This window comes from Pseudomonadota bacterium, assembly GCA_026390555.1.
In the GTDB taxonomy this organism is placed as follows: Bacteria; Bdellovibrionota_C; UBA2361; order UBA2361; family OMII01; genus OMII01.
This window is the reverse complement of sequence record JAPLFS010000016.1, coordinates 23,258-35,955: the sequence shown is the minus strand read 5'-3', so window position 1 is coordinate 35,955 and position 12,698 is coordinate 23,258. Positions and strand designations below refer to the sequence as shown.

9 protein-coding genes and 4 tRNA genes are annotated in these 12,698 nt (G+C 49.9%); 10 read left to right on the top strand and 3 right to left on the bottom strand.

The genetic code is table 11. The annotated features are described in order from the left end of the window. Positions 1-273: 273 nt before the first annotated feature. The gene (locus NTV65_01200; protein MCX6113815.1) at positions 274-2,523 is read right to left on the bottom strand and encodes a type IV secretion system DNA-binding domain-containing protein; all 2,250 of its coding nucleotides are present in this window, start codon (positions 2,521-2,523) and stop codon (positions 274-276) included. 262 nt (positions 2,524-2,785) lie between these two features. Between NTV65_01200 and manA the strand changes: the two genes are divergently transcribed. The 4 genes from manA to NTV65_01180 all read left to right on the top strand — a co-directional run bounded on the left by manA (position 2,786) and on the right by NTV65_01180 (position 8,017). Next, positions 2,786-4,045, top strand: coding sequence for a mannose-6-phosphate isomerase, class I (gene manA, locus NTV65_01195; protein ID MCX6113814.1), 1,260 nt, complete (start codon positions 2,786-2,788; stop codon positions 4,043-4,045). A 144-nt stretch (positions 4,046-4,189) separates the two neighbouring features. After that, a complete protein-coding gene (locus tag NTV65_01190) occupies positions 4,190-5,584 on the top strand; it encodes a UTP--glucose-1-phosphate uridylyltransferase (protein MCX6113813.1) in 1,395 nt (464 codons plus the stop codon). Between the two features lie 70 nt (positions 5,585-5,654). Further along, the gene (locus NTV65_01185; protein MCX6113812.1) at positions 5,655-7,148 is read left to right on the top strand and encodes a hypothetical protein; all 1,494 of its coding nucleotides are present in this window, start codon (positions 5,655-5,657) and stop codon (positions 7,146-7,148) included. 2 nt (positions 7,149-7,150) lie between these two features. Continuing rightward, a complete protein-coding gene (locus NTV65_01180; GenBank protein ID MCX6113811.1) occupies positions 7,151-8,017 on the top strand; it encodes a DUF2520 domain-containing protein in 867 nt (288 codons plus the stop codon). Here NTV65_01180 and NTV65_01175 read toward each other — a convergent pair whose 3' ends face one another. After that, complete coding sequence (locus tag NTV65_01175; protein ID MCX6113810.1) at positions 8,018-8,401, bottom strand: DUF6508 domain-containing protein; 384 nt, start codon at positions 8,399-8,401, stop codon at positions 8,018-8,020. A gap of 49 nt (positions 8,402-8,450) precedes the next feature. Continuing rightward, positions 8,451-8,526: transfer RNA gene (locus tag NTV65_01170), tRNA-Thr, on the bottom strand. A gap of 153 nt (positions 8,527-8,679) precedes the next feature. On the opposite strand from NTV65_01170, the gene NTV65_01165 reads away from it, so the two are divergent. The 6 genes from NTV65_01165 to sufC all read left to right on the top strand — a co-directional run bounded on the left by NTV65_01165 (position 8,680) and on the right by sufC (position 12,697). Then, positions 8,680-8,755 (top strand) — tRNA-Thr (locus NTV65_01165). Positions 8,756-8,843: 88 nt separating this feature from the next. After that, positions 8,844-8,926: transfer RNA gene (locus NTV65_01160), tRNA-Tyr, on the top strand. Positions 8,927-8,966: 40 nt separating this feature from the next. After that, positions 8,967-9,039 (top strand) — tRNA-Trp (locus NTV65_01155). Between the two features lie 148 nt (positions 9,040-9,187). Further along, positions 9,188-10,282: a hypothetical protein gene (locus NTV65_01150; GenBank protein ID MCX6113809.1), complete on the top strand. Its 1,095-nt coding sequence runs from the start codon at positions 9,188-9,190 to the stop codon at positions 10,280-10,282. 195 nt (positions 10,283-10,477) lie between these two features. Next, positions 10,478-11,917, top strand: a complete 1,440-nt coding sequence (gene sufB / locus NTV65_01145; protein MCX6113808.1) for a Fe-S cluster assembly protein SufB — start codon at positions 10,478-10,480, stop codon at positions 11,915-11,917. Between the two features lie 12 nt (positions 11,918-11,929). Next, the gene (gene sufC, locus NTV65_01140; GenBank protein MCX6113807.1) at positions 11,930-12,697 is read left to right on the top strand and encodes a Fe-S cluster assembly ATPase SufC; all 768 of its coding nucleotides are present in this window, start codon (positions 11,930-11,932) and stop codon (positions 12,695-12,697) included. Position 12,698: the final 1 nt, after the last annotated feature.

Genomic DNA, 12,698 nt, shown 5'->3' with positions numbered 1-12,698 from the left:
GAGCCATAAAGGTGCGCTTACGGTAATGACACTCAATAGCCCCTAAGGGGCCGATTTGCGGAGCCCGTCCAGCAGCGCAAGCTGCTGGCGCAGCAATGCGGTGGGGGTGATAACAACCCCTCAGGGGTCGATTTGCGGAGCAAATCGGGGGTGATAATATTAACTGGTCACAAAATCTGCCGTCCCCGATCAGGGGACGACCAATCGAATTACCTATGAAACTTCGCCGTAATCTGAGTAGCTTGAATCGCGACATTAAACTACGGTGACCAGTTACCCTTCACCCATGGAACGCGGAGACATTATCTCAGAAAGTGCGAGCAGCTCCTCGGCATGAGCTATAGGGATAGAATATTTGCGGCGCGAGAGTTCTATGATCTCTTTAACGTTCTGCTGTGCGTTGATTGGTGCAGGAAGATCGAGGGTGCGTCCTGAAAAGGCCTCCTGTACCTCGCCATCAACGCTCATCTTCGCGTAGAATGCACGCAGGGGCAGGTTGGGCATATCATCGGCAGTAAAGCGTGGCTTAAATTCGTTGCCAATTGTAACAGCATCCTCCGCTCCGACGCGAAAGCTGATCAGGTTTGCGATGTTTCCAAATACGGTTGCTTTAACGTCGCCCGGAAACTGGCTGAGATATTGGTTCGCAAATGTCATGCAGAGACGATACTTCCTTGATTCGCTCAAGATCTCGCCGAACGAGCTGGTTGCGAAATTATGGAACTCGTCTATGTAGAAGTAGAAATCCTGCCGCGAGTCAACAGATGTATCGGCGCGTGACATGGCGGCTTCATAGAGTTTCCAGATAACGAGTGAGCCTAGCAGGGCAGCGTTTTCCGGTCCAAGGATGCCCTTTGAGATCTTGAATAGTATGATCTTTCGACTATCCATTAACTCTCTAAAGTCAAAACTGTTGCTAGGTTGCCCCAAGATATTACGCATCATGTCGGTCGCAAGGAGCTCATCTAGTCGATTGAGTAGCTGCGATAAAGGCCCGGCCTCAAATTCTTGTCGGCGCGAGGGAAATTCAACCTCCCAAAAACGGCGCACGGCATCATCGGTACTGCGTCGCACAACCTCGGCTCGGAATTCATCATCGGAGAGTAGTCGGCGCAGCGATACGATGCTTGAGCCGGGCACGTTAAGTAGCGCGATGATGGCATAGCGGAGTAGATGATCCATCTTGTCGGACCAGGTGGCGCTGCACACGCGCTTAAAGGTATCGATGAAACCTAAAGCGACACGCATCTTCTGATCGGGACGGGAGGGGATCATAGGGTTAAAGCTGGGCGGGTTTTTTAGATCCCCTGGATCAAAGAGTACGACATCCTTGTGGCGGTGCTTCGGTATGAATTTTAGGATGTCATCAACTAGATCTCCGTGTGGATCGAGCAGTGCACAGCCGTGACCATTCTCTATGTCGCTTCTCAAGAGTAGCTGTAGCAGACACGATTTTCCGTACCCTGACTTGCCTAAGATATAAAGGTGCCGACGGCGATCAAAGCGACGAATGCCGAAATCGATATGCTGGTCTCGATAGTTACTATGACCAAAGAAGCTGATCTGAGGATCTCCAGGGGTCGATGGCAGTACTCGTGGTGGCGGAGCCTTACGCCAAAGGACCACGGCAGTATTGGGCAGAGTTCCGAGAACTGGGGGATGCCATAGCGTAGCAATTTCAAGCGAGGTAAAGCGAAAAGGTCGAATAAAGCGCCGTTCCTGTATGCGCTTGAGCATACGCGCGCCAAACGAGATCGGCCTGAAGGCGATCCTGTTCTCGTTGGTAGTGCTGAGGTATTGAACGGTATCGGTTAGTGAGTTGATATTACGGCGCAGGCGCAGCTTAGCCTTTTTTACATCAGGACTAGTAAAATGTTCAGGTAGCTCAGTAAAGGCGCTAACTCTGTAGTTGCACCTAAAGAGCCGCATCAGGCACTTGTCGCGAACAAGTTTCGAGGTGTTGTTTTTCAGGCCACGTTTAAGCCAGGTGCGGGGACGAAACAATCGCAAAAAAGAGTCTATATAGCGTGAAAAAGCTAGGCTGGCATGCAGTGCAGGCGTATCCTTAATCGGGCGCACGAGGAGCTGTAGGAGCATGCGATCGCCCTGCGGTATTTGGGAGAGGGCCGTTAGCATCGGAGCGCAGCTATTCCAGTTTAACTCTGTATAGTTCTGAATTGGGTAGATGTCTGGCCAATGTAGATAGAGATCGGTCCCAGCAACGAGGGTTCGGTCAGATATCTCACGGGTATAGTCTTTCATCTCTCTTATCTCTACATCTGGAAACCATCCGTAGATAGCGGAGGAGATATGCTTTAGCAGCGCCTCTTCGGCAACAACAGTGGCATACACCATAGAATCAACTGCGTAGAACTCCAGTGAGAATGGTTGATTGGTGCTTTCGCTAATCTCTTGCAGCTGAGTATTAAAGAAATTTGTATTGAACAGGTGGTTCTTGGCTGTGTAGATAACCCAAGTGAAGGTAAATGCTATTTTGGGGATGTAAAGACAAGCTATGCGCATACAACAACGACCATAAGGTGACCTTATCCATGATACAAGGATTTACATCTTTACTGAAGGGGTAGATCTAAGTGCGCGTCAGTAATAGATATTATAGGGGCGGAGTAGTGTAATAATAGCGTGAGTTTAGTCCGTATTGTAAGCAGCAATGAATCTCGCTACCCTTAACCCTAATACTCCTAGGTACTTGACAGTAAAAAGAGGTACCAAAGCCAGATGGACGGTGGTTCTAAATGCCTCTTTTAAAGCACTAATAAGGCGCATGAATAGCAGCACGATATCAGAGATTAATGAGAGTCGCCTTCTTAAGAGAGCCCTGCGGCTAACCGGAAAGGTTCAGGCCTATCAGTGGGGCAAGATCGGAGAGGCTTCCCGCATCGCAACTATGTTGAGAGGGGCTCTCCCCGAGGGGCGACTGGCTGAGTACTGGTTGGGGGGACATCCTAAGGGGTGCTCCGATGTGGAGTTACCTGATGGCGCTTCCATTCCTCTAAATAGCCTAGTGGCGCGCTATCCAGAGCTACTCGGAGATAGGTGTATGGGGGCCGGACTACCCTTTATCCTTAAGGTGCTTTCGATCGATGCAGCAGTGGGGCTCTCAATTCAGGCGCACCCTGATAGCGATTGGGCGCAGCGGCTGCATTTCAGCGATCCACTTAATTATCCCGACGCATCTCATAAGCCTGAGATCGGCATTCCCCTTACGCCGGTAACCTTATTATACGGCTTTAGATCAGTGCTTGAGTTGCGAGAGAGTCTGGCAATGTTTCCCGAGCTCGGTGTGATTCTTTCACCAACATTGCTGCACGAGATCGAATCAAAAACCTCAACCAGTTCGCAAGAGGATATTCGTCGAGAGTTATATGCGTCGTTGCTCAATACTCCGTGCGTTGCGGTTGAGGAGGTAGTGCGAATTATTATAGCGCGCTTTGCGGCAACGGCTCCCTGGCCGGTAGAGATTGAGGTTATCGATCGGCTGCGTAGGTGTTACGGGGACGGCGATGTAGGGCTACTGGCGGTCTTTGTTATGAACCTTGTGACCGTTTTGCCAGGCAAGGCGATCTTTATCGGGCCGAATATTCCGCATGCCTACCTGGAGGGAGATCTGATTGAGTGTATGGCGTGTTCAGATAACGTTGTCCGAGCGGGGCTAACGCCAAAATTTAAGGATGTAGAGACCTTACTTGAGATGCTCGATTATTCCGTTGGCATGCCGGCACTGATTGAGCCGCAGGAGCTTGGTGATGGATTCTTTCTTATTCCAGCGGATGTGAGGGAGTTTCAGATTAGCCTGCTTCCGTATGGCAGTGGTGTAACCACCATAGAGAGTGGTAAGGATGTTGCAATTCTACTCTGTTTGGGAGCGCATGCGACTATTGGCATGATAGATGGTAAAGAGGAGATTGATCTTATAGATGGCGGAGCTATCTTGCTTCCACCGAGATCTGGCCGGTACGAGATTAAGCGGACTAATGCCGCGATATATCGGGTTGTTGCAGAAGAGCATGGGTCGCATTTTTGATATGCAGGGTAGTGCATTAATGCTTTTTTTTGAGCATGATGGGGTAGGTATTTGATATCGAGGTGGTAATTGAGTTTTCAGTGAGGCATTGGGTGTATGATGATGGCTCTAAGTAGCAGGGGATCAAAGGAAGCAGCGGATCTAATGCGGCGAGATGGGTTGCCCCCTGCCGTTATCAGGAACTTTGAGCGGCTATTTAACGATGTGCTCGCCGGTAAGACCGGGGTTATAACTGAGGCTGAGATTGAGCCTCTAGGTGAGATCGATTGCTTTAGCAAGGTAACGGCCTGCAACACCACCACCGAAGAGGGAACCAGGCTTCTTAGTAAACTGGCCGTTGTTAGACTTAATGGTGGCCTAGGGACAACCATGGGGCTGGAGCGCGCTAAGTCCCTTCTTTGCGTCAGGAATAACCTAACCTTTAACGATATTATTGCACACCAACTGGATGAGCTAGGAAAAATTACCGGCGTTGCCATTCCCCTTGTTCACATGACAAGTTTCTCAACCGATAGCGACGTGCAGCAAGCTATGAAGCCGTATGGGGACCTTAGCCCAGCAGGATTACCACAATCATTCCTGCAGCACCGCCACCCAAAGATCTATATAGATACGATGAGCCCTGTGCGTGAGTCGATTGATGAGCTTAATTGGAACCCTCCCGGGCATGGAGATATCTACGCAGCTCTATTGGCGACCGGATTAGCAGAGAGGCTGCTTGCATTGGGCAAGCGCTATCTGTTCGTTGCAAATGCGGACAACCTCGGTGCTACGATCGAGCCAGCGATCCTTGGATATTTCGCGGCGAGTGGGGCACCCTTTCTGATGGAAACCGCGGAGCGAACTAAGGCCGATGCTAAGGGTGGACACCTGGCGCGACGAAAGGGATCCGGACGCCTCGTACTGCGTGAAAGTAGCCAGGCTCCAACAACCCCGGCTGGAGAGATCATCCCAGAGTTTCAGGATATCGCAAAGTACCGACACTTTAACACCAACAATATCTGGCTCGATCTTGAGGCCGTTGTGCGGGTAGCACGGGAGCATGATGGCAGCATTCCACTACCCCTTATAAGCAATAAAAAGACGGTTAATCCACGCGACCGTGGTAGTCGTCGAGTTATTCAGATTGAAACAGCGATGGGGGCGGCTATCGAGGTGTTTGAGGGGGCGCGGGCTCTGCAAGTTCCACGTACTAGATTTGCCCCGGTTAAATCAAACAACGATCTTTTGGTTGTGCGTTCAGATGTCTATCAACTGACCAAGAACTTTACGATAACGATCAACCCCGCTCGCACACTTCCTGGATTGCCATCTGTAGTGCTCGATAACGCTTCGTACGGGCTGATAAAAGACTTTGAGGCGCGTATAAAGGTAGTGCCGTCACTTGTTGATGCCCAAAGCTTTGTGGTTTCTGGAGATGTGGTGTTCCCGCATCTCGTAAAGGTTAAGGGTGCCGTTACCGTGCGGGGCTTGGCAGATAAGCAGAGCTCTATCCCTGCTGATATTACTTTGTTAGATTCCCAGGAGTGCCAGCTGTAGGCATTAGAAGTATCTCTCCGCTACGTAAAGTTGGCTATACAGATATAGGCTCGCGTCCTATCCTATTCATATGGCTTTAGGTCTTGAGTTCTGTGATTGGCTTGCTAGGCGTTTCTCCGTCGAGGCAACCGGTATATCTGAAGCTCTCTTTCCGAGGCCCCTCTCTACGTACGGAGATCCTCAGATCGGATCGTTGATGGAGGTGCTTGCCGGTCGTATCTCGTCTGAGCCCCTTAATCTTGTTGCCACTATTATATTCCTGCTAGCCATTATCCATACCTTTTGCGCGCCGCTATTCCTGGGAATAGCTAGGCGAATTGAGGAGCAGCACCACCTCAGGTGGCTTGAGAGTAATGATGCTGCTAGGGAGAATGTTGAGGAGCCGGTTAGCTTTCGAGCGGTTTTTATGCACTATCTCGGAGAGATAGAGGCTGTCTTTGGTGTCTGGGCACTGCCACTGCTAGCTGCGGTTGTATTTGCAAAGGGGTGGGAGCCCGCCAAGTTTTTTCTAGAGCACTCAGTTCATTTTACCGAGGCGGTTTTCGTTGTAATCGTAATGGCGATCGCCTCAACCCAACCGATATTGTATCTCGTGGAGAGATTGCTCGCTGTTGTAGCACGTTTAACTGGAGCTACTCCGGCATCCTGGTGGCTAAGTATCCTTATTATAGGCCCGATCCTTGGCTCCCTTATAACGGAGCCGGCTGCGATGACCGTTTGTGCCGTGCTGCTTGGACAACACTTCTTTAGGTATAGGCCATCTAAGAAGCTCTGTTATGCGACCCTGGCGCTGTTGTTCTGTAACGTATCTATCGGAGGGGCTTTGACCAACTTTGCGGCACCTCCGGTGTTATTGGTGGCCGATAAGTGGGGATGGGACACCCCTTTTATGTTCTGGACCTTTGGAATTAGAGCAGTTGGAGCGGTGCTCGTTGCAACAACGGCCTACTACCTGATCTTTCGAGATGAGCTGCAAGGACTGCGGGCGAAGGTAACGTGCTTTGATGCGGAGCATCCGATTCATGAGAAATCGGTACCGGTTGGAGTAATCGTTGGGAACATTATGTTTCTTGTATGGACTATCGTACAAGCAGGTAGCCCGCGCTTAATTATTATCGGGTTTCTATTCTTCCTAGCTTTTGTTGATGCGACACGACACTTTCAGCGGGCGGTGTCGTTACGTGCGCCACTCCTAATCGGATTCTTCCTGGCAGGTTTGGTAATTCACGGTGCCTTTCAGGCCTGGTGGATTGAGCCGGTGTTAATGCGAATAAGTAATCTGCCACTCTTTTTTACGAGCATTGGCCTCTCTGCTTTTAACGATAATGCTTCGATAACGTACCTTGCATCTCTGGTACCGAACAGTTCTCCTGAGCTGCGCTACTTTGTTACAGCTGGAGCGATAGCGGCAGGGGGCCTTACGATCATAGCGAATGCTCCGAATCCGATCGGGCATTCGCTGCTCGCCAGGTTTTTTGATGGTGGCATCTCTCAGGGCAAGTTAGTGCTGGCAGCAGTAATTCCAGTTATGATTAATGCGCTCTTTTTCTTATTGCTACGCTAACTATGAAGAACCTTAATATCATCGGTTGTGGAAAGGTTGGACAGTGCCTGGGTGCGTTGCTTGTAGAGCAGCAGGTGGTAGATCAGGTTGCAATCTGTAATCGCTCAATTGAGTCTGCCACTAGGGCTAAGAGGATATTAGGGTCTGCTGCAATTGTTGAGCAGATATCTCAGTTGCCCTGTGCAGATCTGTGGATGATCGCCTGTGATGATAGAGCCATACCAGGAGTCGTAGAGACCCTTGCAGGGCTAACTACGCTATCAGCAGATGCTTGTATATTTCATGTAAGTGGCGCGCTGGATTCCCATGTTTTAGAGCCCCTTAGTTGCAGTGGCGCGGCACTTGGAACTCTTCATCCGATCCGGAGCTTCGCTGATCCAGAGCACGCATTCAGAGCTTTTCCAGGCACGGTATGCGCGGTTGAGGGGGACGCTAGGGCGGTTAGATCTTTAACCGAGCTGTGCGAAAAGATCGGGGGGCGGTCTTTTGAAATCACTGCTGAAGCGAAGATGCTATGTCATGCCGGGCATGTATTTGCGAGTAATTACATCGTTGCTGTGCTCGATGTTGCTCAGAGGCTCTATCGGAGTGCGGGGCTCTCCGAACAAACTATTCAGAGTTTCTTCCCTTCTATCGTGCAGGGGACGGTTGATAATGTATTAGCGTTGGGCACTACTAGAGCTTTGACCGGTCTCGTTATTCGGGGAGAAGTAGATCTCGTCAGTAAGCAGATTGCAGCGCTCCATACGAGTGACGCTAGCCTGGCCGAGCTCTACCGTGCCCTTGCACAACAGCTGCTTGAGATTACCGAGAGGCGCGGAGACTTAAGTTCTACTGAGATTGATGCAATGCGCCGAATAATCAGTTGATCACACATTCTTGATTATGCGCAGGCGTATTAGCAGGTGTTGCATAAATCCAGATGAGCAGAGGTGTGGAAAGAGGCTTGCGTTTAACACGTCGGCATTTACTGCGATGGTAGTGAGTCTGCGCAGATCGTCTAGGCTGGCAGTGGAGAGAGTCGTAGGATTCTGTAAGTATGGCTGCGCCTGATCCACCCATTGCAGCCAATTAAAATCAGGGAGTGCGAGATCTGCCTCGCACAGCTTGGCCTTAAGATCGTGCATCGCCGGAAGATGTTCTCCGGTTGAAATATAGACCGATAGGGCGGATTTAAAGGCACCTTCTTCAAGCAGCGGAATAAATTGAAAGAGGGCAGAAAGGGAATCCGTAGATGTGCAAGTCTTAGTCATATTAACCAGCGACAAGCCTATACTAGGGTGAATAGTTAGATGTTTTACTTGGAGCTGACACCCCGACTTGAACGGGGAACCTGCTGATTACAAATCAGCTGCTCTACCAATTGAGCTATGCCAGCGTATGAGATGGGGTAGGGACCCCAAAACAATAGTTTCTGAGCATAGGTTATAAGAGCTTGAAAGAAATTTCAATTCCCTAACCGCGGTAACCCCCCATAGTATTTACTTGATCCCTCTTATTGACCATAATGCCGGCTCGTTGAACGTGACGCGCCCATGTAGCTCAGTTGGTAGAGCACTTCCTTGGTAAGGAAGAGGTCACGGATTCGAGTTCCGTCCTGGGCTCCAGCTGCTTTCATACCCGAACTTAGGCTTTGTTTGGTCTATGGTCTATGGTCGCGGGCAGGGGGCGGAGCACGATCAACACACTCATTATGGTGAGGTGCCCGAGTGGTTAAAGGGGGCAGACTGTAAATCTGCTGACTTATGTCTACGTGGGTTCGAAACCCACCCTCACCAATTCCTTTTCTTTTTGAATGTGGTAGCATAGCGACCACTTACGGTCGTAGCTCAATTGGTAGAGCAGCGGATTCCAAATCCGCAGGTTGGGGGTTCAATTCCCTCCGACCGTGCATAGTGGCTCCTTTTCTGGAGAGGCGTTCCATAGCGCTACATTTTCCCCTGCATATTTCTCCCTGCATATTTCTCACTGCATATTTCTCACTGCATATGAACATCAGATCTTCTCAGCACCTAACTCTTAGTGCTACCTCTTACTAAATGAACCACCCATTTAACGAGACTCTAGTAGACGGACCTCACAGCAAGGATTCCCACGCCCATTCGCCGTTGTGGATGGTGAGTCAGGAGCCGCTCTTAAACGAGCTTGTTCTATATCTTGATACGGTGCGCAAGGAGTTGGAGCAGGAGCCAGATCGCACCCATGAGATGCGATTTTCTAGAAGCCATCTGCGCACCTGCCGCGCTGCATTTGATCGCATGATAATAAAGGGCGAGGAGAGCCTGCATCGGTTGTGTGAGCTGTTGTGCACCTCGTATGTTGGTCCATATCAGCTTCAGAGCGTTGTAATCGGAGAGGTTCCAACAACCTCGGAGCGCTTTACACTGACGCAGCCCATCTCTTCGCAGAACCTCTATTCGACGATCGACCTTGACCTTGGTAGTAGGCAGCTTAGAAAGTTGCAGTATTATGATGGCTCCAGCTGGGTGGCACCGACGCTCGTAGCCAATGTAGTAGAGTACCAACCGATTGAGCCTAACAGGTACGGAATTAATAAGATCATTAGCCGTATAAAAGCAGAGGAAGAGCTTTGGAATAAGGTAGTCGATGAGATCTTCGGGCTTGATTCCTTCGTGACTCGCGACAAAGAGCTTCGGCATCTGAGCAAATATGTAAAAGATGTTTTTGGTATTAAGATCGTAGTTGGATCGAGCTCTGAGGGGCTCGAGCTGCACCACGCACTTACTAAAATTGCTTGGGATTATAAGGTTCTGTCTGAGTTTGGGATGGAGCTTGATGCTCGAACGGAGCAGCTTAATTTCATTGAAACTAAGGACTATCTGCAGGAAACAGAGAAGGGCAGTGGTTGGGAGGCGATCAAGTCGGTTGTGATCTGGAACGATAAGATGTTTGAGATTCAAATCCAGCCCCTAAGTAATTTTTGGCGCGAACGCGAGCATCTGACACGTGAAAGCCACGCTGGATTTAAGTCTCGACGTGAGCAGGTGCGTCAGCAGGTAGCCGACCAGATTCCGCTCTTTGGTTTCTATCAGAGCCTGCTCAAATGGCTCTTCCAAAATCCGGATGGCCCCGCCCCAATATTCCCGGCCGTGTCCTTGCTAATTATAGATTAGTTGTAAATTCAAGTAGTTGCGCAACTAGCGGCAGCCAGCTAAGTTTGTGCTATACTTGAATAAAATCTTCAAGATTGATACCATCACGCTGCTGGTGAGCACGTTAACCAAAAACGGACCCAAACGAAGACATGGGGCCTGATATTGGGTATCCTGTGTGGCCGCAGCGTTTAAGGAAAGGCATTTGATTCACATATGAGTACCGATATCTTAGATGATTTTACTAGCCGAGAGTATAAGTACGGCTTCTATACCGATATCGAGGCGGATGAAGCTCCTCCAGGGTTGAGCGAAGATACTATTACATTTATCTCCAAGAAGAAGGGCGAGCCTGAATGGATGCTGGAGTGGCGTCTAAAGGGGTATCGGCGCTGGTGTGAGATGAGTGAGCCGCACTGGGCCTTCGTTAACTATCCCCCAATTGATTATAAAAGCATCATTTACTACTCAGCTCCCAAGAGAAAGGCAGAGTTGACCAGCCTTGATCAGGTCGATCCAGAGCTTCTAAAGACCTATGAGAAGTTGGGCATTCCTCTTAGTGAGCAGAAGGCCCTCTCGGGGGTTGCAGTAGATGCTATATTTGATTCGGTATCGGTTGTAACGACCTTTAAGAAGGAGCTTGAGGCGGTTGGAGTTATCTTCTGTTCGATGTCTGAGGCGATTCAGAACCACCCGGAGCTCGTTAAGAAATATCTTGGTACGGTTGTTCCGCATTCGGATAATTTCTTTGCTGCACTTAACTCAGCGGTCTTTACCGATGGTTCCTTTTGCTACATTCCAAAGGGGGTTCGTTGCCCACTTGAGTTGTCGACATATTTTCGCATAAATGCCGCAAAAACTGGGCAGTTTGAACGAACGCTTATTATCGCCGATGAGGGTAGCTACGTAAGCTACATGGAGGGCTGCACAGCTCCGATGCGAGATGAAAATCAATTGCACGCCGCCGTTGTAGAGCTCGTAGCGCTGGGTAATGCGCAGATTAAGTACTCAACGATCCAGAATTGGTATCCTGGTGATAAGGATGGCAAGGGGGGCATTTACAACTTCGTTACCAAGCGCGGATTGTGTGCTGGCGAAAACGCTAAGATCTCCTGGACACAGATCGAGACCGGCTCTGCAATCACCTGGAAGTATCCAAGTTGTATCTTAAAGGGGGACAACTCGGTTGGTGAGTTTTACTCAGTTGCTATTACCAATAACAAGCAGCAGGCCGATACCGGCACCAAGATGATCCATATCGGTAAGAACACCAAGAGCACGATCATCTCGAAGGGTATCTCGGCTGGTCAGAGCCAGAATGCATACCGCGGGCTGGTAAAGATGATGAAGAGCGCTGATGGGGCTCGTAACTTCTCGCAGTGCGACTCGATGTTGATGGGAAATAATTGCGGCGCGCATACCTTTCCGTACATTGAGGTAAAGAACCCAAGCGCTACGGTAGAGCACGAGGCCTCGACCTCAAAGATCGGAGAGGATCAGATCTTCTATTGCAATCAGAGAGGGATCTCTACAGAGGATGCCGTTTCGATGATAGTGCACGGCTTCTGTAAAGAGGTGCTCAATGAATTGCCGATGGAGTTCGCGATTGAAGCGCGGCGATTGTTAGAAATTAGTCTCGAAGGCAGTGTGGGATAAAGAAAGGGAAGTATGAGTTTATTAAAGATTACAGATCTGTGTGCGCGTATTGAGGGTGATGGACGGGAGATCCTCAAGGGGATTAATCTAGAGATTAAGCCGGGTGAGGTGCATGCTATTATGGGGGTGAACGGCTCAGGCAAGAGCACCCTCGCTAATATTCTAGGGGGCAAGGATGGCTACGAGGTAACACAGGGTAGCGTCTCGTTTAACGACAAGGATCTGCTTGAGCTAGATCCCGAGGTTCGGGCGCGTGAGGGGCTCTTCCTTGCGTTCCAGTACCCGGTGGAGCTCCCAGGTGTGCTTACCACCTATTTCTTAAGGACCGCGCTTAATTCAGTGCGTGAGCACAGGGGGCTACCGGCTATCTCGGTGCGTGATTTTGCGACCTTTATTAAGGATAAGGCTAAGTTGCTAGAGCTTGATGAAGTAATGCTAAAGCGCGCCGTTAACGAGGGCTTCTCAGGCGGCGAGAAGAAGCGTAACGAGATTTTACAGATGGCTGTGCTTGAGCCAAAGCTAGCGATCTTAGATGAGACCGATTCAGGCCTCGATATCGATGCCCTGCAGGTAGTTGCGGCGGGGGTTAATCGACTGCGCACGAAAGAGAACGGAATGCTCGTTATTACTCACTATCAGAGACTCTTAAACTACATCGTTCCTGACGTTGTGCACGTTATGATCGATGGTCGCATCGTGCAGTCTGGTGGTAGGGAATTAGCTCTCAAACTTGAGAGCCAGGGTTACTCCGCATTTAAAGATTCATCAGTAGCGGCATAAG